Source organism: Pseudomonas sp. NPDC087185 (assembly GCF_044744955.1).
GTDB lineage: Bacteria > Pseudomonadota > Gammaproteobacteria > Pseudomonadales > Pseudomonadaceae > Aquipseudomonas.
In genome coordinates, this window is sequence record NZ_JBIUZK010000006.1 from 395,219 (window position 1) to 418,083 (window position 22,865).

General features: G+C 65.0%; 22 protein-coding genes. 5 read left to right on the forward strand and 17 right to left on the reverse strand.

What is annotated here, in order from left to right; all coding sequences use genetic code 11:
* Window positions 1-34: 34 nt before the first annotated feature.
* Entirely contained in the window at window positions 35-859 is an 825-nt protein-coding gene (locus tag ACIPIJ_RS21995) for an SDR family oxidoreductase (RefSeq protein ID WP_401080467.1), read from the forward strand.
* On the opposite strand, the gene ACIPIJ_RS22000 is transcribed toward ACIPIJ_RS21995, so the two are convergent.
* The 5 genes from ACIPIJ_RS22000 to ACIPIJ_RS22020 all read right to left on the reverse strand — a co-directional run bounded on the left by ACIPIJ_RS22000 (window position 809) and on the right by ACIPIJ_RS22020 (window position 6,333).
* Window positions 809-1,219 carry an SDR family NAD(P)-dependent oxidoreductase gene (locus ACIPIJ_RS22000; RefSeq protein ID WP_401080469.1) on the reverse strand — a complete coding sequence of 137 codons (411 nt, stop codon included), beginning with the start codon at window positions 1,217-1,219 and terminating at the stop codon, window positions 809-811. The genes ACIPIJ_RS21995 and ACIPIJ_RS22000 overlap by 51 nt on opposite strands.
* Before the next feature lie 16 nt (window positions 1,220-1,235).
* A complete protein-coding gene (locus tag ACIPIJ_RS22005) occupies window positions 1,236-2,687 on the reverse strand; it encodes an efflux transporter outer membrane subunit (RefSeq protein WP_401080471.1) in 1,452 nt (483 codons plus the stop codon).
* The gene (locus ACIPIJ_RS22010; protein ID WP_401080473.1) at window positions 2,684-3,745 is read right to left on the reverse strand and encodes an HlyD family secretion protein; all 1,062 of its coding nucleotides are present in this window, start codon (window positions 3,743-3,745) and stop codon (window positions 2,684-2,686) included. The genes ACIPIJ_RS22005 and ACIPIJ_RS22010 overlap by 4 nt, the downstream gene beginning before the upstream one ends.
* A 27-nt stretch (window positions 3,746-3,772) precedes the next feature.
* Window positions 3,773-5,314 (reverse strand): MFS transporter, encoded by a 1,542-nt coding sequence (locus tag ACIPIJ_RS22015; protein WP_401080475.1) that lies wholly within the window; start codon window positions 5,312-5,314, stop codon window positions 3,773-3,775.
* 110 nt (window positions 5,315-5,424) lie between these two features.
* Window positions 5,425-6,333, reverse strand: a complete 909-nt coding sequence (locus tag ACIPIJ_RS22020; RefSeq protein WP_401080477.1) for a LysR family transcriptional regulator — start codon at window positions 6,331-6,333, stop codon at window positions 5,425-5,427.
* Between the two features lie 273 nt (window positions 6,334-6,606).
* Here ACIPIJ_RS22020 and ACIPIJ_RS22025 point away from each other — a divergent pair, with 273 nt between their 5' ends.
* Window positions 6,607-7,056 carry a universal stress protein gene (locus ACIPIJ_RS22025; protein WP_401080479.1) on the forward strand — a complete coding sequence of 150 codons (450 nt, stop codon included), beginning with the start codon at window positions 6,607-6,609 and terminating at the stop codon, window positions 7,054-7,056.
* Window positions 7,057-7,141: 85 nt separating this feature from the next.
* Here ACIPIJ_RS22025 and ACIPIJ_RS22030 read toward each other — a convergent pair whose 3' ends face one another.
* From ACIPIJ_RS22030 to ACIPIJ_RS22050, 5 genes are all read right to left on the reverse strand, one after another.
* Entirely contained in the window at window positions 7,142-7,351 is a 210-nt protein-coding gene (locus ACIPIJ_RS22030) for a hypothetical protein (protein ID WP_401080481.1), read from the reverse strand.
* A 224-nt stretch (window positions 7,352-7,575) separates the two neighbouring features.
* Window positions 7,576-8,436, reverse strand: a complete 861-nt coding sequence (locus ACIPIJ_RS22035; protein ID WP_401080482.1) for an efflux RND transporter periplasmic adaptor subunit — start codon at window positions 8,434-8,436, stop codon at window positions 7,576-7,578.
* A 10-nt stretch (window positions 8,437-8,446) separates the two neighbouring features.
* A complete protein-coding gene (locus ACIPIJ_RS22040) occupies window positions 8,447-8,647 on the reverse strand; it encodes a DUF1656 domain-containing protein (RefSeq protein ID WP_401080484.1) in 201 nt (66 codons plus the stop codon).
* Window positions 8,637-10,814, reverse strand: coding sequence for an FUSC family protein (locus tag ACIPIJ_RS22045; protein WP_401080486.1), 2,178 nt, complete (start codon window positions 10,812-10,814; stop codon window positions 8,637-8,639). Before ACIPIJ_RS22045 ends, ACIPIJ_RS22040 begins: the two co-directional genes overlap by 11 nt.
* On the reverse strand, window positions 10,811-12,340 hold the full coding sequence (locus ACIPIJ_RS22050; protein WP_401080488.1) for an efflux transporter outer membrane subunit: 1,530 nt from the start codon (window positions 12,338-12,340) through the stop codon (window positions 10,811-10,813). The genes ACIPIJ_RS22045 and ACIPIJ_RS22050 overlap by 4 nt, the downstream gene beginning before the upstream one ends.
* A gap of 180 nt (window positions 12,341-12,520) precedes the next feature.
* On the opposite strand from ACIPIJ_RS22050, the gene ACIPIJ_RS22055 reads away from it, so the two are divergent.
* A complete protein-coding gene (locus ACIPIJ_RS22055) occupies window positions 12,521-13,468 on the forward strand; it encodes a LysR family transcriptional regulator (protein ID WP_401080489.1) in 948 nt (315 codons plus the stop codon).
* A gap of 123 nt (window positions 13,469-13,591) precedes the next feature.
* On the forward strand, window positions 13,592-14,566 hold the full coding sequence (locus ACIPIJ_RS22060) for a 2-hydroxyacid dehydrogenase (RefSeq protein ID WP_401080491.1): 975 nt from the start codon (window positions 13,592-13,594) through the stop codon (window positions 14,564-14,566).
* Between the two features lie 10 nt (window positions 14,567-14,576).
* Here the strand turns inward: ACIPIJ_RS22060 and ACIPIJ_RS22065 are convergent, their stop codons facing one another.
* On the reverse strand, window positions 14,577-15,473 hold the full coding sequence (locus ACIPIJ_RS22065) for a DMT family transporter (RefSeq protein WP_401080493.1): 897 nt from the start codon (window positions 15,471-15,473) through the stop codon (window positions 14,577-14,579).
* A gap of 178 nt (window positions 15,474-15,651) precedes the next feature.
* On the opposite strand from ACIPIJ_RS22065, the gene ACIPIJ_RS22070 reads away from it, so the two are divergent.
* On the forward strand, window positions 15,652-16,527 hold the full coding sequence (locus ACIPIJ_RS22070; RefSeq protein ID WP_401080495.1) for a helix-turn-helix domain-containing protein: 876 nt from the start codon (window positions 15,652-15,654) through the stop codon (window positions 16,525-16,527).
* Window positions 16,528-16,554: 27 nt separating this feature from the next.
* Here ACIPIJ_RS22070 and ACIPIJ_RS22075 read toward each other — a convergent pair whose 3' ends face one another.
* From ACIPIJ_RS22075 to ACIPIJ_RS22100, 6 genes are all read right to left on the reverse strand, one after another.
* A complete protein-coding gene (locus ACIPIJ_RS22075) occupies window positions 16,555-18,945 on the reverse strand; it encodes a TonB-dependent siderophore receptor (RefSeq protein ID WP_401080497.1) in 2,391 nt (796 codons plus the stop codon).
* A 116-nt stretch (window positions 18,946-19,061) separates the two neighbouring features.
* Window positions 19,062-20,042, reverse strand: a complete 981-nt coding sequence (locus ACIPIJ_RS22080; RefSeq protein ID WP_401080499.1) for a FecR family protein — start codon at window positions 20,040-20,042, stop codon at window positions 19,062-19,064.
* Window positions 20,039-20,539 carry an RNA polymerase sigma factor gene (locus ACIPIJ_RS22085; RefSeq protein WP_401080691.1) on the reverse strand — a complete coding sequence of 167 codons (501 nt, stop codon included), beginning with the start codon at window positions 20,537-20,539 and terminating at the stop codon, window positions 20,039-20,041. Before ACIPIJ_RS22085 ends, ACIPIJ_RS22080 begins: the two co-directional genes overlap by 4 nt.
* A 49-nt stretch (window positions 20,540-20,588) precedes the next feature.
* Window positions 20,589-20,915: a DUF3325 domain-containing protein gene (locus tag ACIPIJ_RS22090; RefSeq protein WP_401080501.1), complete on the reverse strand. Its 327-nt coding sequence runs from the start codon at window positions 20,913-20,915 to the stop codon at window positions 20,589-20,591.
* Window positions 20,909-22,489 carry a PepSY-associated TM helix domain-containing protein gene (locus tag ACIPIJ_RS22095; protein WP_401080503.1) on the reverse strand — a complete coding sequence of 527 codons (1,581 nt, stop codon included), beginning with the start codon at window positions 22,487-22,489 and terminating at the stop codon, window positions 20,909-20,911. The genes ACIPIJ_RS22090 and ACIPIJ_RS22095 overlap by 7 nt, the downstream gene beginning before the upstream one ends.
* Window positions 22,486-22,791, reverse strand: coding sequence for a DUF3649 domain-containing protein (locus tag ACIPIJ_RS22100; protein ID WP_401080505.1), 306 nt, complete (start codon window positions 22,789-22,791; stop codon window positions 22,486-22,488). The genes ACIPIJ_RS22095 and ACIPIJ_RS22100 overlap by 4 nt, the downstream gene beginning before the upstream one ends.
* Window positions 22,792-22,865 lie beyond the last annotated feature (74 nt).

The window sequence follows — 22,865 nt, forward strand, 5'->3', positions numbered from 1 at the left end:
CAACACAACGCTCTCAGACTCAAGGCCTCCCCTCATGCCCACCGTCCTGATCACCGGTTGTTCCAGCGGCATCGGCCGCGCCCTGGCCGAAGCCTTCCGCGACGCCGGCCACGAAGTCTGGGCCACCGCCCGCAAAGGCGAAGATGTCGAGCACCTGGCCGCCGCCGGCTTCATCGCCCGGCAACTGGACGTCAATGACGGCGAAGCCCTGACGCGCCTGGCCGAAGAGCTGGAAGCACGCCACGGCCGCCTCGACATCCTGGTCAACAACGCCGGCTACGGAGCCATGGGGCCCCTGCTCGATGGCGGTGTGGAGGCCATGCGCCAACAGTTCGAAACCAATGTATTTGCCGTGATCGGCGTGACCCGAGCCCTGTTCCCGCTGCTGCGCCGTGCCCGCGGGCTGGTGGTCAACATCGGCAGTGTGTCAGGTGTGCTGGTCACGCCCTTCGCAGGCGCCTACTGCGCTTCCAAGGCCGCCGTGCATGCGCTCAGCGATGCCCTGCGCCTGGAGCTGGCACCGTTCGCTATCAGGGTGATGGAAGTGCAACCCGGCGCGATTGCCTCGCAGTTCGCCAACAACGCCCAGCGCCAGGCCGACCAGGTGGTGGCGGCAGAATCTGCATGGTGGCCATTGCGCGAGCATATCCAGGCCCGTGCCCGCGCCTCGCAAGACCGGCCCACCTGCGCTGCGGAGTTTGCTCAGGGGCTGCTGGCCGCCACGCGCAAATCGCCTGTGCCAGCCCTGGTGCGGCTGGGCAATGGCAGCACGGCGTTGCCGTTGCTGGCGCGTTGCTTGCCGCGGCGGTTACTCGACTGGGTGCTGCGCAAACGCTTCGGGCTGCTGCGGCCACTCTGATCCACGGCCCAGGTCGATCACCTGGCCCCACTTGCGCTCGGCCATCCCCCGGGCGTAGTGGCGTTCAAGACGCCGCGCAACGTCGGGCTGAACGTTATTGACCAGGATATCGGTGTGCGGCACCTGCTCCAGCAAGGTCTGCACACCCCGCTCGCAGCCCAGGTCTGCGACGACACCAATGATCCGCGCCCTGGGCAATTGCTCACGGACGGCCTTCAGCGCCGCATCGACCTGTGCCTGGGTGCAGTCGTTCAGCACCACCTCAGCGCCTGCAGTGGCAAGCTCGATGGCCGTGCAAACGCCCTGCCCCGCCATTGAACCGCTGATCAGTGCACGCTTGCCGTTGAGGGAGAGGTGCATGGCTGCCTCCGTTTGCTCACGCCTGCTTCGCCGGCTGCGCGTCGAACGCCTGCCAACCGCCGCCCAGGGCCTTGTACAGCCCGACCAGCGCCTGCGACACCGCCGCCGAACTGTCGATCCACTGCTCTTCGCTGGCCAGCAGCGCACTCTGCACGGTCAGCACATTGAGAAAGTCCACAGCCCCTTCCACGTACTGGCGCTGGGCCGTTTCCAGGGCGATGCGGTTCTGTCGCACGGCCTCGGCCAAATGGTCGCGGCGCAATTGGCTGGCGTTGTACAGGCGCAGCACATCGTCAATCTCGTGCCAGGCACCGAGCACCACCTTGCGGTAGTTCAGCGCCGCCTCCTGCTGCTGCGCCTCACGCAGCTCAAGCGTGCCCTTGAGCCGCCCCCCCTCGAAGATCGGCAACGACAGCTGCGGGCCGAAGGCGAAGCGGCGCGAATCCCAGGCGCCGAAATCCGACAGTTGCATGGCCTGGAAGCCGACGCTGCCGGACAGGCGGATGCTCGGGTAGAAGTCCGCCTTGGCCACGCCAATGCTGGCCGTGGCCGCATGCAGGCGCGCCTCGGCCTGGCGAATGTCCGGGCGGCGTTCGGCCAGTTCGGACGGCAGACCAATCGCGAATTGTTGCTGCGGCGCAGGCAGTTCGCCGCCCTCCAGCAACTGTGCCTGCAGGCTGCGCGGCGGTTCGGCCGCCAACAGGCTGAGGGCGTTGATCAGGTCATCGCGGCGGGCCTCCAGGCTCGGCAGACGCGCTTCGATCGAGGCGACCTGGGCACTGGCCTGGGCGACGTCGAGCCGGGTGGCAACACCTTCGGCCTGGCGATCCTGGGACAACTTCAGGCTGTGCTGCGCCACCTTCAGGTTGTCGCGGGTGACATCGAGGGTGTGCTGCACGGCGCGCAGCTGAATGTAATTGCCGGCCGTTTCCGAGAGCAGCGCCAGCAACACACCACGCCGATCGTTCTCAGCCACTTCCACCGTCGCATCGGCGGCTTCCACCTGGCGCCGCACCCGGCCCCAGAGGTCCAGCTCCCAACCGGCGACCAGGTCGCCCTGCCACAGGTTGAACGCCGACTTGCCGGCATTGCCGGACGGGTCGCTCAAGCCCTCGGCGCTGTTGCGGGCACGGCTGTAGCCGGCATTCACATCAACCGACGGTGCTTCATCAGCCGCCACCGTGCTGCGCAGGGCGCGGCTTTGCAACAACCGCGCGCTGGCGATCTGCAGGTCGAGGTTGCGCTCGGCAACCTGCTGGATCAGCGCGCTCAGGCGGGCATCGTGGAACGTCTCCCACCAGCGCAGTTGCAGCGGTTCGGCCTGTGGCTGGCTTGCGGCCGACTCACCTTGCAACGGCGCCCACTGCTGTGGCGCCTGGCTGTCCGGGCGCTGGAAGTCCGGCCCGAGGGTGCAGCCGGCCATCAGCACGGCCAGCAACAAGGGGCTCAAGCGTAATGCAGGTTTCATCGTGCACTCACCTCTTTGCCGGCAAGTTTGTCGCCGTGGGTGTCGATGGTCGCTTCCACCGACATGCCCACACGCAGGCGCTCGAGCAACGGCTGGCCGTCATCGAAGACGATCTTCACCGGGATGCGCTGCACCACCTTGGTGAAGTTGCCGGTGGCGTTGTCGGGCTTGACCGCAGCGAAGGTCACGCCGGTGGCCGGCGCGATGCTTTCGACATGGCCTTTGAGGGTTTCGCCGGCGAAGGTATCGACGCTGATGCTGACTGGCTGACCCGGTTGCACGTGGGTCAGCTGGGTCTCCTGGAAGTTGCCGACCACATAGGCATGCTGCAACGGCACCACCGACAGCAGGCGCGCGCCCGGGTTGACGAAAGCGCCCACGCGCAGCGCACGCTCGCCAACCATGCCATCCACGGGCGCTGTGATGCGGGTGTAGGACAGGTCCAGCTGAGCTTTTTCAAGGCCCGCTTCGGCGCGTTTCAACTGGCCGTCGGCGCTGGCCACCTGGGCGCTGAGGATGTCCACCTGCTTGCGTGTGGCCACCAGCGCTGCCTGGGTGTTGGCCAGGCGCGCACGGGCCTGGTCGACCCGGCTCCGCGCCTGCTGAGCGTTCTGCACTGTGCCGGCGCCCTGCTCGGCGAGGCGGCTGTAGCGATTGACTTCGTGGTCGGCGAACGACGCTTCGGCCTGGGCCGCCTTCACCGCCGCCTCGGCCTGGGCGATCAGCGCCGCCTGGCGCTCCAGGGTGGCGCGGGCATCGGCGCTCTGCGCCTTGGCCACCAGCAATTGAGCCTGGGCGGCGTCCAGCGCGGCCTGGTAATCGCGGGCGTCGATGGTCGCTAGCAATTGGCCGGCCTGGACTTGCTGGTTGTCTTCAACCAGCACTTCCTTGATGAAGCCAGCCACTTTGGGCGCGACCACGGTGTAGTCGGCGATCACATAGGCGTCGTTGGTACGCTGGCGGTGATCACTGCCGAACATCCAGGGGCCGACGATGCCGGCCAGCACGGCCACGGCAAGCACCGAGCCGATCAAGAGGGTTTTGCGGTTGTTGGTCATGTTCAGTGTCTCGAATTCATCCAGGGTTCAGGCCACCGCACGCGGCGGATAGACCCGGGTAGGCACGAAAGGAATCAGGCAGATCAGCGCCACAGCGATGCAGGCCATGACCAGATAGAGGTCGGCCGAGGTCAGCACCAGCGCCTGGTCATGGATGCGTTTGGCGAGGCCGGCAGCGTTGTCGTCGATCAGCGGGGCATTGCCCAGGCTGTCCACCAGGTGGTTGGAATGAAAGTGCCGACGCAGCGTACCCAGGGCGTCCAGCAGGCCACCGGCGATGACCGCAGCCAGGCCCTTCACGGTGTTGAACCAACTGGAGGCGAACGGGCCTTCCTGTGGGGTCATGCCATTGGTGGACAACATCAGCAGTGGCAACACCGCCATCGGCTGGCCGAACACCTGCAGCAGGTAGAACGGGTAGAAGTCGCCACGGATCCACTCGGAGGTCAGCAGGCTGCTGCCGACGCACGACACCGCCAGCATCGCCAGCCCCGTGGCCAGCACCCAGCGGCAGTCCACTGCGCGGAGGTTGCACAGTGCGGCCGTGAGCGGCAGGGCGATCAACTGCGGCATGGCTACCAGCATCATCAGAGGGCTGGTTTGCGCCGGGCGATAACCCTGTATCTGCGCAAGGTAGGCCGATGGAATGCTGCTCACGCCGGACAACACGATCAGCACGCCGGCCAAGGTCACCAGGGCAAAGCTCAGGTTACGCCGCGACAGCATCCGCAGTTGGAAGAACGGCAGCGGCTCGGACCATTCGTTGTACAGAAACAGCACCAGCAGCAGCAGGCCGCCGCCGAGCAGCCAGCAGATCAGTTGCGAGTCGAACCAACCCCAGCGGTCCCCCAGCGAGAGGCCCAGGACGATGCAACTGATTGCTGGCAGGCCGAGCAGTACACCTCGCCAGTCGAACTGCTTGAACCGCTCCAGGCGCAACGGGTCCTGCGGCAAGCCCCAGCCAACACAGAACATGGCCAGCGCCGAGGGCAGGATGATCTGCCAGAACGCCCACTGCCAACCGACGTATTCGGTCCACAACCCGGCCAATGGCGTGCCAAGGTTTGGGCCAAAGGTGGCGGTCAGGGCATAGCAGGCCAAGCCGTAGACCTTGATGCCCGGCGGCAGAAAACGCAGCGCCACGCTCATCAGCATGGGTGGCAAGGCACCCGAGGCAAACCCCTGGAGAATGCGCAGCAGCATCAGGCTGTGCAGGTTGGGGGCGAACGGTTGCAGCAGGCCGAGCACGGCGAATAGGCCGACCGCGCCAAGGGTGAAGCGACGCAGGGAAAAGGTGGTGGCCAGCCACGGCGCGAAGGCCATCGCCGAGACCGATGCGGCGCTGTACACCGCCAGCAGCCAGGCGCCCTCGTCGGCACCGATGCCCATGGCGCCGCGGATATCGGCCAGGGAAATCTTGGTCACCGACTCGTTGAGGCCGGCACAAAGAACCGCCAACAACACGCCGAACAGCCCCACCACCACCCGCAGGCCGAACGCCGTCTGCGCGGGGGCGGCCGGCGCAGGGGCGGCGGCGATCACGGCAGCAGGCGCGGACAGGGAACTCATGGGTAGACATCTCCAGCAACAAATTTTCAGCTGGAGCAAGTCTAAGAAGGTCGAATGCTTACGAAAACTGACTTCTCGGCAGGTTTATGTTGCGCCTGACGCAATCCGCATCATGGGTCCACGCTGCAACACGCTTTCAAGGTCTGGCGCAACCAGCGGTGCGCCGGGTCATTGTGGAAACGCGGGTGCCATGCCTGCAGCACATTCACCCGCTCCAGCGGCACCGGGATTTCAAAGGAACGCAGCGGCAAGCCCAGCTTGTGCACGCTATTGAGGATGTTGGCCGGCATCGGCAGGATCAGGTCTGAATCCGGCAGCGAGAACAGCGCCGAGTGGAAGCTCGGGGTGATCAGCGCCACGCGCCGCTGCACCTTGAAACTGGCCAGCTCCACATCAATCGGCCCATTGGCGCGGCCACGCCGGGACACGCTGATCTGTGGATAACTGGCAAAGCTCTGTGGCGTGATCGGCTGGTCGAAGATCGGGTGGTCACGCCGCGCCAAGCCCACATAGTAGGTCTGGAACAGGCTCTGCACCTTGATCTCCGGGCCCAGGTCGACGGTCGAGCTGATGATCAGGTCGGTGCGCCCGTCGCGCAGCACGCTGTCGTCATCGCCGCCTGGGCTTTCCGGTACGAAACGCAGCACGGTGCGCGGTGCCTGCTCGTGCATCCGGCGCAACAGCATGGCCCCGTAGAGGGCGATGAACAGGTCGTTGGTGCGGATATTGAACGCCCGGTCGAGCTTGGGCAGGTCGACTTCATCGGCACTGCGGAACACCTGCCCGGCCTGCTCCACCAGCACTGCCACCTGCTCGCGCAACGCCAGCGCCCGTGGCGTCGGCACCAGGCCCCGGCCGGCACGCACCAGGATCGGGTCACCGAGGGCTTCGCGGATACGCCCCAGGGTCCGGCTCATTGCCGCCGGGCTCAGGTTCATGCGCTGCGCCGCACCGACCACGCTGCCTTCATCGAGCAGGGCGTCGAGGGCGACGAGCAGGTTCATGTCCGGGAGATGCATGGCCGATTTCCGTGGCGGTTGTGGGAATGGCGATATTAACAGGTCGGATGATTGCACCAGACGCAATGCGGTCGTGCGTGGTGGGGCATTTATCTCAATACCTCAATAGGCCATAAGTGATGCAGTGACGCTACTGGCCCCTTCGCGGGACAAGCCCGCTTCCACAGGCACATGACTGATCTCAAGGATTATGCAGCTAACTGTGGGAGCGGGCTTGCCCCGCGAAAGGGCCAGTACAGACAACCCATCAGCCTGCTTCAGCAAGGATCCCGCATGCCCAGCCCCGTCCTGATCGCCATCGACGCCTCCCCCGCCTCCACCGCCCTGCTCACCCTCGCCCGCCGCTACTGCCGCTCTGATGAACACGAACTGCATGTGTTGCTGGCCATCGACTCGACCTTCGCCGTGCACGACAAGCCCGCGCCCTACACTGCCGAGGAGCTGGAGGAATACCCCGCTGCCTGCGAAGAACAGCGCCTGGGCGACCGCGCCGTGGCCGAGGCCGTTGCATTGCTGCAACAAGGCGGCTTCGCCAGTCAGGGCTGCATGGTCGCGGGGCAGCCGGTCGAGGCCATTGTCGGCAAGGCGCAGGAACTGCAGTGCGAACTGATCATCATGGGCCACCGGCACCTGTCGCGGCTGGGGCGGTTGCTGGATCCGTCGATCAGCGCGAAGGTGATTGATCGGGTTGAGGTGCCGGTGTTGGTAGCCCCAGCCGTCTAGGGGATACACGGATTGCAATCGACCCAATTGGACCATGCTTCAGGAAATCCATCGTAACGGGTAAGCCAAGGTTTCAAATCGGGGTTTACCCATCCGATGACCTCGAGACAGAGCAGGTGCCGTTGGCGAATGTCAGGCCCCAGCCAAAGCAGGGCACATTTAGTAGAGATACCCAGAACCCGAAGCTCAAATCAGAAATGACTTTGTCCGGCGTGGCCACATGACGTTTGGCCTTGATGGAGTTTTTAGCTTTCTCGATCTCTGAGCGGTCCGCTGCAGTGAACGAATGAGCCATTTCTTTTCCGGAACACTGACAGCGAACGCTCGAGCGCTTGGCGGGCAATGCGGAGACAACATTGTGCAGCGCAACGCGTATGCATCTCATGCCATCTCTGTCCTACCCTTTCGTAGTCCACTTCCCAAAGACATAGTTAGCCCCAATCGAACATTGCTGTTGACCGAGTCATCGCGTGCAATCGAAGCATTCGGCATGACTGAGGGACTGCAGTAGACAATTGATCACCCCTCACTCGGCTTCACCACCACCGTACACGTCGTCCCCGCCGCCAGCAAAAAACCTTCCGGCACTTCATCGATGTGAATCCGCACCGGCACCCGCTGCGCCAGGCGCACCCAGTTGAAGGTCGGGTTGACATCGGCAATCAGCTCGCGGCTCTGCGGGTTGTCGCGGTCATAGATGCCGCGGGCGATGCTCTCCACATGGCCCTTGATACGCTCGCCGCTCATCATCTGCAGCTCGGCCTGGTCGCCGACCTTCACGTGCGGCAGCTTGGTCTCTTCAAAGAACCCATACACCCAGAACGACTGCTCATCGACCACCGCCATCACCGCTTCACCGGTGCGCGCGTAGTCGCCCTTGTGGATGTTGAGGTTGGTCACATAGCCATCCACCGTGGCGACGATATGCGTGCGTTTGAGGTTCAGCTCGGCTGCCGCCAACTCGGCCTGGGCCTGTTGGTAATCAGCCAGGGCGGCGTTGGCGATGTTGCTGGCGTCGTCGCGGTTTTCCTTGGAGATCACCAGGTTGTCCATGTCGGCGCGTCGCCGGGCGTTGACCTTGCGCATCTCCCACGTGGCCTTGCGCGAGGCGACCAGCGCCTTGGCCTGGTCGACGGCCAGCTGATAGTGCTCGGGGTCGACCTGGATCAACACGTCGCCCTTCTTGACCCGCTGGTTGTCCTTGACCGGTACGTCCACCACATAACCGGGTACGTCGGCGGCCACGTTGATGATGTCGGCCCTCACGCGGCCGTCACGGGTCCAGGGCGTGGTCATGTAGTGCAGCCACAACTGGCGACCGATCACCACGGCAGCGGTCAGCACCAGCAAGGTGGCGATCAGGCTGAAGAACTTTTTCATCGAGGGATTCTCACCAGTAGATCGACAGCGCCAGGGCGCCGAACAGGCAGACGAACAGGGAAAGGCGCAACAGCGCCGGGTGCCAGAAGAAGCGGTAGCCGTCATGGCTGGCAATGAAGCGGTCCAGCCCCCAGGCCAGGCCCAGGGCGAACAGGAACATCAAGGTCATGGTGGGCATGTACACGCCATGGAAGGCGATCTCACGGGGCATGGTGCAATCCTTTCGCCGGTGCCAGCGGCGACTGTGGGTCGAGCAGGGAGGAACGGATGAAGTGCAGGTAGCTTTGCGCACGGCGCAGCACCGAGGTATCGAAGTGCCGGGCGAAGGGTTCGTCGGTGGCCTGCACGCGGCTGATGGCATGGTCGACCGCTACCAGCGCGCGTTCGTGGTTGCTGGCGCTGGGCTGCAGGAACAACCGCGCCAGGGCGCGGCCCATGACGCGGATGGCCTGGCGCCACGGCTGCGACTCGGCATACGCCGGGTGGATCGGCGCGCGGGCCTGCTCCTTGCGCAACTCGATGATCGCGTGGCCGATTTCCAGCACAGCGAACATCCAGCCCATCAGCTCGCTTTGTACCTGCGGCTTGCCGGCGGCCAGGCCATAGGCCTGGTGCAGCAGGTCGCGGGTGCGGCTTTCGAAGGCAGAGCCCAGGCCACGCAGGCGACCGCTGATGGCGAACAACACCTGCTCGCGCAGTTCCTGCTCCAGGCGGCTCCACAACCAGCGGCTGTTGGGCGGCAGGACGATCGCACCGGCCGCAGCGCAGACGAACATGCCGATGACCATGCCGATGTAGTCGTTGATGAAGGTGTAGGGGTCGTACACGGTCAGGTTGTTGGGCACCGAACCGATGGCGAAGAACACCAGCAGGCCCAGGCCATAGCCCGCGTATGCCGGGCGTGAGGCGAGGAACGCGCCGAGCACGAACACCGGCGCCAGGACCATGCACAGCAGCGCGAAGCCGTCGATCCAGGGGAACACGAAGAAGGTTTCGAAGAAGCCGACGAAGGCGCCGATCGCCGTGCCGCAGGCCATCTGGAACGACATGCGCTTGGGGTTCGGCGATGCTGCCGACAAACCCACGGTCACCGTGGCGATCAGGGTCATCATGGCGCCACTGGGCCAGTCGCTGAGCAGCCAGTAGCTGCCCAACAGCAACAGTACCGCCGAGGCGCGCACGCCGGCGGCCAGCGATACCAGCCAGCTGGTCTGGGCTACGTAAGGCTCGTCCCACTGCTCGCGCTCGTGCGTGTGCGCGGCCAGGGAAGCATGGGTTTCGGCGTAGCTGTACATCTCGTCGATGAAGCGATAAAGCAGCTCGAAGGCGGTATGGAAGTCGAGCAGGTCGGACTCGCGAGGCTCGGTTTGCAGGTACTCGGCACGCAGGCTGCGGACCTGAGATTGCAGGCCCTCCTTATAGGCCGCCAGCTCCAGGGTGAGGCGCAGCGCGTCGGCGTCGGTCAGCGCCCGGCCAACATACGGCTGCAGCAGTTCGACCAAGGTGTTCAAGCCAGGCTCGATGGCCCCGACGATCTGCAGCGGCCCCCGGGCGCGCAAGCGCTCCAGCAAGCGGTGCAAGGCGTTGAAGCGCGTGGTGATGGCCATGAACTCGCTGTTCATGCGTACCAGCCGGCCAGAGCGCCTGCGCATGTGCGGGTCCTCGAAGGCGGTGACGTTGCGCAGGCTTTCCAACCCGACCGCTTCGGCGACGAAACGCACGTTGCTGGTTTCGAAGCGATCGCGCTGGCTGTCACCGCGCAGGGCTTCGACCACCACCCCGGCGAACACGCCGAAGCGCTGGTACAAGGCGTTGCGCATGGCGGCGCTGGCCGACTGCGGCAGGATCGCAGCGCTGACGAAGGTCGAGACCAGAATGCCCAGGGCGATCTCCAGCACCCGCCACACCGCTGCCATGAACGCCTGGTCGGGGTGCTCCAGAACCGGCAGGCCGATCATCGCCGCCGTGTAGCCGGCCAGTACGAAACCATAGGCGCGGAACGTGCGGTAGCGCATGGCACCCGCCGAACAAAGGCCCACCCACAGCGCCAGGCTGGGCAGGAACAGCTCGGTGTTCTGCGGGAAGACGGCGATCAGCGCGACCATCATCGCCGAGCCGGCCAGGGTGCCAAGCACCCGGTAGAAGCTCTTGGCGAACACATGGCCGCTTTGCGGCTGCATGACGATGAACACGGTGATCATGGCGGTGCGCGGTTGCGGCAGTTCCAGGCGCATGGCCAGCCACAGGGTGATGAACGCGGCGGCCAGTACCTTGAAGATGTAGACCCAGGTCACCCCATCGGTACGCGCCCAGGCAAAGAAGCCCCGGCGCCATTCCAGGCTGTGCAGCCAGCGCAGCGGCAGGCTCGATGTGCTCATTCGGCGTGGTCCGCCTTGCGGTCGAATAGGGCCAGGGTGGCCGGGGTTTTCGGCGCGGCCTGGCGCTCGTCATCAGGCACGTCCTTGCCGGCCTGCAGGCCACCGCCCAACGCGGTCACCAACTCGGCATGGGCGACCAGGCGCGCGGCCTGCACCTGCTGTTGCACCTGCTGCTGGCGGAACAGCAAGGTCTGCGCGTTGAGCACGTTGAGGTAGTCGGTGAGGCCGCGCTGGAAGGCGACCATGGCGATGTCGTAGGTTTTCTGTGCGGCGGCCACCGACTCGGCAGCGAAGTGCGACTGCTCCTTCATCGACTCACGGCGGATCAACTGGTCGGAGATGTTCTTCAGCGCGCCGATCACCGTCTGGTTATAGCGCGCCACAGCCACGTCATAGCCCGCCGAAGCCTCGCCCAGCTGCGAGCGCAGGCGGCCGCCGTCGAAGATCGGCAGGCTGATGGCCGGCCCGACGTTGTAGTTGAATTTGCGCCCGGTGAGGAATTCCAGCGGCCCGCCGCCGGTGGCCATGAAACCGAGGCTGCCGACCAGGTCGACATTGGGGAAGAAGCCGGCGTGGGCGACGTCGATGCCGCGGGCCTGGGCGGCCACCTGCCAGCGGCTGGCGACCACGTCGGGGCGCTGGCCTAACAGCTCGGCTGGCAGGGCCGACGGCAGTTTCAGCGGTGCTGCGAGGACCAGCCTGGGGCGTTGGATCTGCGCGCCGTCGCCTGGGCCTTTGCCCGCCAGCGCTGCCAGCTGGTTGCGGGTCAGGGCGATTTCTTCGTCCAGGCTGTCGAGCTGGCGGTGGGTTTCGGGCAGCGGCGCTTCGGCCTGGCTGACCTCGAAATGGGTACCGATGCCGCCGTCGAGGCGGCGTTTGGCCAGGGCCAGGATCTGCTCCTGCTGCTCGAGTTCGGCCTTGACGATATCGCGCTGGGCAAAGTGCAAGCTCAGCTGGATATAGGCGCGCACCACGTTGTTCTGCAGTTCCAACTGCGCTTGGCGCGCTTCGGCGACACTCATGTGTGCCTGGTCCACGGCCTGCTCACTGGCGTTGCGCTCGCGGCCCCAGAGGTCGAGGGCATAGCTGAAGCCAATGGCGGCGTTGTTGTCCCAGGTATTGGCGCCCGACAGCGCGCCGGGGCCGTAGAACTGGTCTTCGGGCCAGTTATGGCGCTTGAGCGTTGCCTGGCCGTTGGCCTGGAGTTTTTCCGCCGACTCGACCACACCCGCCATGGCCTTGGCTTCACGCACCCGCGCCGCAGCCATGGCCAGGCTGGGGCTGCCGGCCACGGCCAGGGCAAGCCAGCGGTCCAGCTGCGGGTCGCCATAGGCGTGCCACCACTGCTGATCGGGCCAGTGGGCATCGGTGGCGGCTTCGCGAATGGCCGCATCAGTGGTCAAGGTATTGGCTGGCAGCGTCTTGCTTTGCGGGGCAATACCCCAGGTTCCGATACAGCCGCTCAAGGTGAGGCTAAGGGCACAGGCACTGAACGCTTGAAGCGTTCTGATGATGCGACGCGGCACAGCTGCGATTTCCCGAGGAAGAGGTGGAGGGGCCGAGCAATTCTAGGGGGCCGCCGCACTGGCGATAAGCGCAGATTCCTGCGAATCTTTGTTACCGAAACAGCGATAATCCGGCTTTGGTCGAAGGCACATTTAAGTTACTTCGTGACACAATTTCGTCCTCTACCTTGAGAGTGACCCATGGACACCCTGCAAAACATGCGTGCTTTCAGTTGCGTAGCCCAGCTCGGCAGTTTCACTGCCGCCGCGGCGCAACTGGATACGACCACCGCGAACGTGTCGCGGGCGGTCTCCAACCTGGAAGCCCATCTGCAAACCCGGCTGCTCAACCGCACTACCCGGCGCATCGCCCTGACCGAGGCGGGCAAGCGTTACCTGATGCGCTGCGAACAGATTCTTACCTACGTCGAAGAAGCCGAGGCAGAAGCCAGCGACGCCCACGCCCGGCCTGCGGGCCAGTTGAAGGTGCATTCGATGACCGGCGTGGGCCAGCATTTCGTGGTCGATGCCATCGCCCGCTACCGCGAGTCGCACCCGGACGTGACCTTCGACCTGACCATGGCCAACCGCGTGCCGGACCTGCTCGACGAGGGCTACGACGTGTCCATCGTGCTGGCCACCGAACTGCCGGACTCGGGCTTTGTGTCGCAGCGCCTGGGCATCACCTACAGCATCGTGTGTGCATCCCCGGAATACGTGGCCAAGCACGGTTTCGCACACAAGCCTATCGACCTGCTGCAGCATGCCTGCCTGCGCATGGTCAGCCCGGTGATCCCCCTGGAAAAGTGGCTGTTCGACGGCCCGGAAGGCCAGGAACTGGTCAACATCACCAGCTCGCCGTTCCAGGTCAACTCGGCCGATGCGATGAAAACGGCGATCCGCTGCGGCATGGGCATGGGCGTGCTGCCAATCTACTCGGCCATCGACGGCCTGCGTGACGGCAGCCTGGTGCGGGTGATGCCGGACTACCGCCTGCAGGAGCTGAACCTGTATGCGATCTACCCGTCGCGCCAGTACCTGGATGCCAAGATCAAGACCTGGGTCGAATACCTGCGCAACTCGTTGCCGGAAATCCTCGCCGCCCATGAGGCGGACCTGAAAACCCACGAACTGCTGATCGCCACCTGAAAAAGCTGCTGCATTGCGGTGGTGGACAATGGTAGGTTGCTAATCATCGTTGGCCCTTTTGCGGGCTTGCCCGCAAAAGGCGCCGGACCTGACCTCCACCATGCCTTGCAGAGAAGTTGCCCGATGAAAAAGACCGTCCTGGCCTTCAGCCGTATCACCCCGGCCATGGCCGAGCGCCTGCAGCAAGACTTCAACGTGATCGTGCCCAGCCCCAAACTCGGTGACATCAGCGCCCAGTTCAACGAAGCATTGCCCGAGGCCCACGGCCTGATCGGCGCCGGCCGCAAGCTTGGCCGGGCGCAGCTTGAAGGTGCGGCAAAGCTGGAAGTGGTGTCGAGCGTGTCGGTTGGCTACGACAACTACGACGTCGACTACTTCAACGAACGCGGCATCGCCCTGACCAACACCCCCGACGTGCTTACCGAAAGTACCGCCGACCTGGGCTTCTCGCTGATCATGGGCTGCGCCCGCCGCACTGCCGAGCTGGACGCCTGGACCAAGGCTGGCCAATGGCAGGCCACGGTCGGCCCGGCGCACTTCGGCAGCGATGTGCACGGCAAGACCCTGGGTATCGTCGGCCTGGGCAACATCGGCGCGGCCGTTGCCCGCCGTGGCCGCTTCGGTTTCAACATGTCGGTGCTGTATGCCGGCAACAGCCGCAAGGCGGCGCTGGAGCAGGAACTGGGCGCGCAATACCGCAGCCTTGAGCAGCTGTTGGCCGAATCCGATTTCGTCTGCATCGTGGTGCCGCTGTCCGACGCCACCCGCAAGCTGATTGGGGCACGCGAACTGAAGCTGATGAAGCCAAGTGCTTTCCTGATCAACATCGCCCGTGGCCCGGTGGTCGACGAAGCGGCGCTGGTCGAGGCACTGCAGAACGGCACCCTGCGCGGCGCCGGCCTGGATGTGTACGAGAAGGAACCACTCAGCGACTCGCCGCTGTTCAAGCTGCCCAATGCGTTGACCCTGCCCCACATCGGCTCGGCCACCGCCGAAACCCGCGAGGCAATGGCCAACCGTGCGATGGACAACCTGCGTGCGGCGCTGCTGGGTGAGCGACCACAGGACCTGGTGAACCCGCAGGTATGGAAGGGCTGAGGGGGCTTCCCTAGCGTGCCAATACCATTGCCGGCTTGACCTTCGGCTTGCGAAACACCAGCACATTCCCCGCCATCACCGCGACGAGCCCCAGCAACGCTGGGGCCGTCCATTGGTAGCCCTCGGCAAACGCCGACACGTTCAGCGCCACCAACGGGAACAGCACCGTGCAATAGGCTGCACGCTCCGGCCCCATGCGCCCGACCAGGGTCAGGTAGGCGGTGAAGCCGATCACCGAACCCGGGATGACCAGGTACATCAGCGAGCCGATGTAACGGGTGTTCCATTCCATGTCGAAAGGTATGCCGCTGACCAGGCAATACCCTGCCAGCATCGTCGCGCCATAGCCCATGCCCCAGGCATTGGTGGTCATCGGTTTGAGCCCGGCTTTCTGCTGCATGCTGGAGAGCATGTTGCCGGCCGAGAAACACAGCGTGCCCAGCAGCGCCAGGCCAAGGCCGTAGAGGGTTTCGCGGCTGGCCGCATGGTGCGACAGTTCCGGCCAGAACAGCAGGCCCAGGCCCAACAAGCCCAGCGCGCCTCCGCCAAGCACATTGCTGGCGATCCTCTGGCCGAAGAAGACCCGTGCGTTCAGCGCATTCCAAAGCGTCGCGGTGGAGAACACCACAGCGATCAGGCCACTGGCGATCCACTGACTGGCGGTGAGGAAGCACATGAAGTTGACGCAGAACAGGCATAGGCCTTGGGCCAGGCAGATCAGGTGGCCTCGCCGGTTCATCGGTTGCAGGCGGCGGGTGAGCAGGAGGATGGCGAACAAGATGAGCCCGGCCAGGGCGAAGCGGTAGACGATCGAAACCGGGATGGCGACCACCCCCAGCTGCAGTTTGAGGGCGATCCAGGTGGTGCCCCAGATCAGGACGGTCAGCAGGTAGAGGGACAGGTTCATGCGGTTGACTCCTGAGGTATTCGATCATCGGGCCGCCTTGCGGCCCATCGCCGGCAAGCCAGCGCAATCAGTGTTTCCCGCGCGCACAGCCATGCGCTTGCACAAACTTGCGCTTTTCCATCTCAGCTAGCTGTCACCGCCCCACAAGCGCAGTACGATGGGCCCCAGAGGAGCGCCCATGACCCCACTCAGCCAGCTGCAAGTGTTCAACGCCATGCACGCCTCGCCCCACGCCCGGCTGGAGCTCAGCGCGCACCTGGGCGATGGCCTGGCGGCGGCGCTGTGGCGCAACCGTGATGATGCCCGCGATTACCAGGCACCCAGCCATCACACGCTGTCGTGCTACATCGCCGACGGCACCGGCACGTTCCGCCGCCAGCGCCCGTCCGACAAGGGCGCACCGAACAAGTTGTGCATCATGCCGGCCGGCCACGAGTCGAACTGGGTGGTGAACGGGCAGATCCGCCTGGCGCACCTGTACATCAGCGAGGCGCAGTTTTCCCTCGGTTGTGTGCGCCTGCTTGACCGTGAACCGCGAGAGTTGCAGTTGCAGGAGGCGACGTTTCTCGATGACCCACAGCAATCGGCGCGTTTCCGCCAGTTGATCAGCCTCGCCTGGGATGAGCCCGGCGAGCGCTTGCTGGCCAGCAGCCTGGCGCACGAGATCGTCGACCACGCGGTGCTCAGCCAGGTTGGCCTGCGTCAGGGTCTGCGTTTGAAAGGCGGGTTGGCGCCGAACCTGCGGCGGCAACTGGTCGAATACATCGAGGCGCACCTCGATCAACCCATCACCCTCGGTGAACTGGCCGTGCGCTGCAACCTGTCCGAATACCACTTCGCGCGCATGTTCCGCAGCAGTTTTGGCCTGCCGCCGCACCAGTACCTGCTGGCTCGGCGGCTGCATCGCGCTTGCCAATTGCTGCGGCTGGGCCAGTTACCGCTCGGCGAGGTTGCGTTGCTGTGCGGGTTTGCCAGTGCCAGCCATTTCAGCAACCGCTTCCGCCAGGCGCTCGGGGCGACGCCTGGCGACTATCGCGCGGCGTTTACCGGCTGATTGGGGCTGCTTTGCAGCCCCAATACTTCAGAACTCGAAGGTACTGGATAGGCTCACTTGCCGCGCATCACCGATCGCGACGAAGTACTGGTTCACCGCCGAGCTGTAATAGACCTTGTCGAACAGGTTCTTGACGTTCAGTTGCAGGCGCACGTTGTGCGCGTCCAGCTTGGTCTCGTAAGTGGCAAAGGCATCGGCGACGGTGTAGCTCGGCAGGTCGAAGGTGTTGGTAGAATTACCCGCGCGCTCGCCGACATACCGCGCCCCGGCCCCCAAGCGCAGGCGGTCGCCGCCGAACAGGCTGCCGAAGTCATACACCGCCGACAACGAGCCACTGTGCTTGGCCACGTTCTGCAGGCGGTTGCCTTCCAGGTCCGGGTCCTTGGTCACCTTGGCGTCAGTGAAGGCGTAACTGCCAATCAGGCTCCAGCGCTCGCTCAGTTGCCCGGTCAGGTCAAGCTCCACACCCCGCGATTTGACCTCTCCGGCATTGCTGTACACCGTCTCGCCGGTGCCGCTGTCGAAGTTGGCGACCAACACGTTGCGCTTGGTGATGTCGAACAGTGCCAGGGTGCCGGTCAGGCTGCCCGGCATGTCGAGCTTGGCGCCCAGCTCCCACGACTTGCCCTCTTCGGGCGCCACGGAACCATCCAGCACCACACCGCCGGTCAGCGGGGCAATGCTGGAGTTGGGCTTGAACGATTCGCTGTAGCTGCCATAGAACGACAGCTGGTCATCGACCTTGTAGACGATGCCGGCATGCGGCACCCAGGCCTGGCCGCTGCTGTCGGTGTTGGCCGTGAACGGGCGGCCGCGGCCGGCGTACTGGTCGTACTGCTGGAAGCGCGCGCCAGCCACCAGGATCCAGTGTTCGTCCAGGTGCAGTGCGTCCTGCACGAAAAGCGCGTCGGTGCGCAGCTTGTCGGTCTGGTCGCTGTCGCTGGCGCGTACCGTGCTGCCCTCCACTTCCTGCCCGTAGACTGGGTTCACATAGCTGAAGGTGGACTTGGCGGTCTGGCGAATCAAGTCGCCGCGAAACACCTTGCGGTCTTCGTGGTCCATGCCGAACAGCAGGTCATGCCGCATCCCCGCCAGTTCGACGTTGCCATTGAGGCTCAGGGTGGCGAACTGGTCGCGGCTCATGGCGTTGTGGGTACCGTCGATGCTGCGCGTGAGCGTGCCCTTGGCTTCGTTGACGCCGGTCACACGGACCTGGCTGGCGTCGTAAGTTTCGCGGTTGAAGCTGTAGCCGAAGTGCAGCTTCCAGTCGTCGGCCAGTTGATGGTCGACCTCCAGGCGGTACAGGTCGGAGCGCCCCTCCATGTCGTTGAACGGTTCATCCAGGCGGCGCGTGGCCGGGATGTCCAACGGGTGGCCGTTGCTGCCGAACGCCGTGCCGCGGTCGAACGGGTAGAGAAACTCACGGTGCTCGTAGGCCAGCACCACCTGGGTATCCTCGCCCAACCAGGCAAACGACGGCGCTACCAGCGATTCGCGGTGCACGCCGAAGTTGCGCCAGTAGTCTTCGTCCTCGTGATCGATGATCAAGCGGTAGGCAAAGTTGCTGTCGCCCAGCGCACCGGTGCTGTCGAAGCCGCCACCGCTGCCGTTCTTGCCGCTGCCGTAGGTCGAGCCGCGCACGCTCAGGGCGTTGTATTGCTGCAGCTGCGGGCGCTTGCTGACCACGTTGATCACCCCGCCGGGGTCCTGGATGCCATACAGCAGCGAAGCCGGCCCCTTGAGCACTTCGACCCGCTCGGTGCTGGCGTTGAGGCTGCGGCCCTGCACGATCGGCATGCCATCGCGCATGATCGAGCCGTCACGGTTGTCGCCAAAACCGCGCTTCATCACGGTGTCGGAAGTGCCGCCGAAGTTGTTGCCTTGGGTGATGCCGCTGACGTTGGCCAGCGCGTCATCGAGGTTGCGCGGGGCCTGGTCGCGGATGACCTGGGCCGGAACCACGTTGATGGCCTGGGGGATGTCCTGCGAGGGGCCTTGGCCGCGCATGATCGAGGCGCTGGCCGGGGGCTGATAGCTGTAGGCGTCCATCTGCGAGTTCACCGTGGTGGCCTGCAGGTTGAGGGCGCCGGAGGTGTCCAGCGGTTCGAGGGTCAAGGTGCGGGCATCGACGCGGCGCCAGGCCAGGCCGGCGTTGCCCAGCAACTGTTGCAGGGCCTGTTCGGCGCTCAACGCACCTTCGAGGGCCGGCGCCTGCACGGCGGGCAGCTCCAGGGTGTAGACCACGCTTTGCCCACTGGCGCGGCTGAACGCGTTGAGCGCCTGGGCCAGCGGCAAGCTGGGCTGGGCGAAGGTATGCAACTGAAGCTGCTCGGCGGCCAGCACACCAGGGGCAGCAGTAATGGCCGCCAGTGCAGAAAGGCCGAGCCAGAGGGGGACGCAACGCGAGGTGAACTTCATGGACGCTGACCTGTGAGAGGGTTATTACTGCGAATGAATCGCACTTCCACTCATTACACGGATGCCACGTCCTGTTACCTCATCCGCTTTTGAAAATAATTTTGCAGCGCCGACGCCTACCTGATGACCGTCAACCGTCCCAGCACCGTCTGCCGCGAAAAGCCCATGACCTTGCCCAGCGAATCCAGCGCCACCAGCGGCTCCTGCACCGGGAAACTGCCGCTGACCTTGCGCTGCCCCAGTTCGTCACCCAGCAGCACGATCCGCCCTGGGTAATAGCGCCGCAAGTCTTCGACCACCTGTGCCAACGGCACCTGGTAGTAATTGAGCCAGCCCTGGCGCCAAGCCAGGCGGCTGTCGCTGTCCACGCTCAGGGTCTTGCCCGCCTGGCCTTCGGCATAGGCCAGCTGCTGGTTGGCCGTCAGCTCACGGGCAGCCTGCCCCTGTGCCGGTGTGACCGCCACGCGCCCGCTGCGCACGGTGACCTGTGCCCCCTCAGCCTGGTCGCGCACTTCGAATTCGGTGCCGAGCACACGCACCTGGCCCCCCGCAGCGTCCACCACGAACGGCTCACCGGTGTGCGTGACCTTGAAGAACGCCGCGCCATGCAACAGCCGCACATGGCGCTCACCCTGCTGGAAATCGACCGCGATGGCACTGCCCGCATCCAGTGTCACCTGCGACTGGTCGGCCAGGGTCACCTGGCGTAGGGTGTCGGCACTGCTGAAGTCGGCTTGCAGGTCCTGCAGCCAGTAACCCGGGTGCCAGCCTCCCGCAACACTCACAGCCAGCACCAGGCACGCCGCTGCCGCCAGGGCACCTGCCCGACGCCAGCGGCCGCTGGCAGGTGCCTTGGCCATGGCCTCCAGGTAGCGTTGCAGGCCTGCCTGCTCTTGCTCGGCCAGACGCGCGGCGGGTGCCGCACTCATCTGCCAGAGCGCCTGTGCCTGGGCATAGGCTTCGCGATGGCTGGGGTCTGCCAGCAACCAGCGCTTGAACGCCGCGCTGTGCTGCGCCTCAGGGTGCTCGTTGATGCGGCTCAACCAGTGCAATGCCACTTGCGACGCGTCGGCGCTATTGAAGTCTGCATGGCTCATCGACGGGCGCTCCCTGGCCTGCGCATGGGGGTCGCGGGCTCGGCAACACTGGCCTTGCACGCTTCGAGGGCGCGCATCATATGCTTTTCCACGGTGCTCTGGGACAGTTGCATGGCCTTGGCGATCTCGCCGTACTTGCAGCCATGGATGCGGTTGAGCAAAAAGATCTGCCGGGTACGCTCTGGCAAGGCACGCAGCGCGGCTTCGATGCGCTGCAGGTCATGATCGACCTCCAGCGCCTGTTCCGGCGCCTGGGCCGAGCACGTGTCATCCAGCGGCAGCGACGCTTCGGCCACACGTTCGCGGCTGCCTTCGCTGCGCAGATGATCGATGGCCAGGTTGCCGGCACAGCGCAGCAGGTAGGTATCCAGCGCTTCGACCTTGACCTCGGGGCGGCGCCAGAAGCGCAGGAACAGCTCTTGCACCAGGTCTGATGCGGTGGCGCGGCAACCGACCCGGCGGCTGACCAGCGCTTCCATGCGCGCACGCTGGGCCATGAACACCTGGACGAAGCGCGCGCGGGTGCGGTCGGGTTCAGTCAAGGCGTCACCGGGCAAACACGGCCAGCAGCGGGCCTAGCACCAGGCTGATCGCCGCCAGGCCCAGCAGCAGGCGCGGCTGGTATGGCAGGCCGAAGACCCACACCGTCACCCCGGCCATCAGCACCGCAATCCACTCCACCAGCCCATGGGCCCAGCCACGCTGGTGCACCGACAGTACCAGCGACACCAGCAGCAACAGCCAGCCCGCCAGGCGCAGGCCGCGCAGCTGGCCAGGCTTGGGCTTGCGCCCGAGCAGGTCGCTGAAGTGCTTGTCCATCGCCAGGCACAAGGCGGCGAACCCGGCATAACCGATCAGGGCAATGCTCAGCATCCGTTCACCTCGACGGTTTCAGCCGTTGCCTTGGCTGCCCCGGGGGCGCGCTTGGCGACCGGCTTGGGGGCGCGCAGCATCTTGCTGGCAGCCCAGGCCAGGAACACGCCGGTGCCCAGTGCCGTGAGGTCGAACCCGGCCATGGCCCAGTCGCCGGCCGCTACGGAGTGGTTCAGGCCCTGCCCGGTGGTCAGTGCGTTGAGCAACGGCAGCAGGGTAAAGGCCAGCGCCCCCAGCCCCAACTGCTCGCCCCAGGCCCGGCGGCCCGGGCGCAACACAGCGTGCACCAGCGACAACGCCCAGAGCAGGAAGAAGCTGTTGATTTCCCAGTTGGCCCTCCCCGCCAACCCCACCGGCAACAGGCGGTTGGCCCAGAAGAACGCGGCCACGGCGAGCAGCAGGCCGCTCATGCTGGCGATATTGAGCACCTCGACCAGGCGCAGCTCGCCCGGTATGCGCTCGCACTTGGCATGCTTGAGCTGGCGCTTGCCCAGCCACATCACCAGGCCCGTACCGATCACTGCCGTGCCGGCCACACCGAAGGCGAAGTACAGCCAGCGCAGCCAAGGGCCGGCGTAGTTGCCCATGTGCAGGCCGGCAAAGCTGAAGGAGGTCATCATGGCCGCGCTTTCCGGCGCGCCCTGGGTCAGCAGCGCCCCCGTGGCACCATCGAAGGTCCAGCTGGCGCTGCGCTTGTAGGCGACGTTGTCGGCCGAAGACTGGGTGAAGGTGACGCGAGCATTGCGATCGCCGGGGTTTTGCACCTGGATGAAGCCCATGCGTGCACCCGGCACCTGTTCCTGGACCTTGGCATACAGGCTTTCAAACGGCACCAGCGGGCTGGCGACATTGGCCACCTTGGGCACCTCGTCGCGCCCGAACAGGTCATTGAAATAGCCATTGGTACTGCCGCCGTAACTGGCCAGGATACCGGCCGGCATGACCATGTACATGAACAGCACCAGGCTGCTGTAGCTGATCATCAGGTGGAACGGCAGCACCAGCACGCCAATGGCGTTATGGCCGTCCAGCCACGAGCGCTGGCCCTTGCCCGGGCGGAAGGTGAAGAACTCCTTGAAGATCTTCTTGTGGGTGATGATGCCGGTGACCAGCCCGAGCAGCATGATGAAGGCGCAGAAGGTCGACAGCCAACGGCCCCACGGGTACGGCATCTGCAGTTCGAAGTGGAAGCGGTAGAAGAAATCGCCGCCGCGGCTGTCACGCGCCTCCACCGGCTGGCCGCTCTGGGCGTCCAGGCTCTTTCTGACAAACCCTCTGCGCCCCCCCTCTGGATCGCGCCACCCCACGTTCAACGCGGCTTCCCGCTCACTGGGCAGGCGGATCATCCAGCTCGCGGAATGCCCGGCGTTGGTTTCCAGGTAGCGCTGGGCCAGGCCCAGGCTGGCAAGCGGATCGAGCGCATGGCTGCGCACCTCGGGCTGCGACCAGTGGGTGATCTCATCCTTGAAGTAAGACAACGTTCCGCTGAGGAAGATGGCGAACAGCAGCCAGCCGAAGATCAGGCCGGTCCAGGTGTGCAGCCAGGCCATGGCCTGGCGGAAGCCTTCCTTCATGGGTTTTTCATCCAGTAGGCGAGCCCATTGACCATCCCCAGCGCCAGGCTTGGCAGCAACACGCCGAGCCAGGCCCGCCAGGCGCTGCGGCAGGCGAAGCACCCGATGAAGGCCAGCAGGTAGAAAACGAACGAGAGCAGCAAGCCGGTCAGCGTCGCATCGACCTGTGGCAGGGGCGCCAGCAACGCGATGCAGATGCTGACCATAGACGCCAGCAGATAGCCGCCCAGCAACGCAGCCAGGCAACGTGAGGCCACGGCCAGACGATAACTGACGGGAAGTCCGGCGGCAGTGCGCTTCATGGCGAAGGTCCGGGGAAATACGGGGATGCAATAGTAATGATTTCAATTCTCATAAGCAAAGTCTGAACGGTCAC

Excerpts from the sequence above, each read along its gene's own strand:
- ACIPIJ_RS21995 (WP_401080467.1), top strand. The coding sequence starts at position 35 with ATGCCCACCGTCCTGATCACCGGTTGTTCCAGCGGCATCGGCCGCGCC.
- ACIPIJ_RS22000 (WP_401080469.1), bottom strand. The coding sequence starts at position 1,219 with ATGCACCTCTCCCTCAACGGCAAGCGTGCACTGATCAGCGGTTCAATG.
- ACIPIJ_RS22005 (WP_401080471.1), bottom strand. The coding sequence starts at position 2,687 with ATGAAACCTGCATTACGCTTGAGCCCCTTGTTGCTGGCCGTGCTGATG.
- ACIPIJ_RS22010 (WP_401080473.1), bottom strand. The coding sequence starts at position 3,745 with ATGACCAACAACCGCAAAACCCTCTTGATCGGCTCGGTGCTTGCCGTG.
- ACIPIJ_RS22015 (WP_401080475.1), bottom strand. The coding sequence starts at position 5,314 with ATGAGTTCCCTGTCCGCGCCTGCTGCCGTGATCGCCGCCGCCCCTGCG.
- ACIPIJ_RS22020 (WP_401080477.1), bottom strand. The coding sequence starts at position 6,333 with ATGCATCTCCCGGACATGAACCTGCTCGTCGCCCTCGACGCCCTGCTC.
- ACIPIJ_RS22025 (WP_401080479.1), top strand. The coding sequence starts at position 6,607 with ATGCCCAGCCCCGTCCTGATCGCCATCGACGCCTCCCCCGCCTCCACC.
- ACIPIJ_RS22030 (WP_401080481.1), bottom strand. The coding sequence starts at position 7,351 with ATGGCTCATTCGTTCACTGCAGCGGACCGCTCAGAGATCGAGAAAGCT.
- ACIPIJ_RS22035 (WP_401080482.1), bottom strand. The coding sequence starts at position 8,436 with ATGAAAAAGTTCTTCAGCCTGATCGCCACCTTGCTGGTGCTGACCGCT.
- ACIPIJ_RS22040 (WP_401080484.1), bottom strand. The coding sequence starts at position 8,647 with ATGCCCCGTGAGATCGCCTTCCATGGCGTGTACATGCCCACCATGACC.
- ACIPIJ_RS22045 (WP_401080486.1), bottom strand. The coding sequence starts at position 10,814 with ATGAGCACATCGAGCCTGCCGCTGCGCTGGCTGCACAGCCTGGAATGG.
- ACIPIJ_RS22055 (WP_401080489.1), top strand. The coding sequence starts at position 12,521 with ATGGACACCCTGCAAAACATGCGTGCTTTCAGTTGCGTAGCCCAGCTC.
- ACIPIJ_RS22060 (WP_401080491.1), top strand. The coding sequence starts at position 13,592 with ATGAAAAAGACCGTCCTGGCCTTCAGCCGTATCACCCCGGCCATGGCC.
- ACIPIJ_RS22065 (WP_401080493.1), bottom strand. The coding sequence starts at position 15,473 with ATGAACCTGTCCCTCTACCTGCTGACCGTCCTGATCTGGGGCACCACC.
- ACIPIJ_RS22070 (WP_401080495.1), top strand. The coding sequence starts at position 15,652 with ATGACCCCACTCAGCCAGCTGCAAGTGTTCAACGCCATGCACGCCTCG.
- ACIPIJ_RS22075 (WP_401080497.1), bottom strand. The coding sequence starts at position 18,945 with ATGAAGTTCACCTCGCGTTGCGTCCCCCTCTGGCTCGGCCTTTCTGCA.
- ACIPIJ_RS22080 (WP_401080499.1), bottom strand. The coding sequence starts at position 20,042 with ATGAGCCATGCAGACTTCAATAGCGCCGACGCGTCGCAAGTGGCATTG.
- ACIPIJ_RS22085 (WP_401080691.1), bottom strand. The coding sequence starts at position 20,539 with ATGGCCCAGCGTGCGCGCATGGAAGCGCTGGTCAGCCGCCGGGTCGGT.
- ACIPIJ_RS22090 (WP_401080501.1), bottom strand. The coding sequence starts at position 20,915 with ATGCTGAGCATTGCCCTGATCGGTTATGCCGGGTTCGCCGCCTTGTGC.
- ACIPIJ_RS22095 (WP_401080503.1), bottom strand. The coding sequence starts at position 22,489 with ATGAAGGAAGGCTTCCGCCAGGCCATGGCCTGGCTGCACACCTGGACC.
- ACIPIJ_RS22100 (WP_401080505.1), bottom strand. The coding sequence starts at position 22,791 with ATGAAGCGCACTGCCGCCGGACTTCCCGTCAGTTATCGTCTGGCCGTG.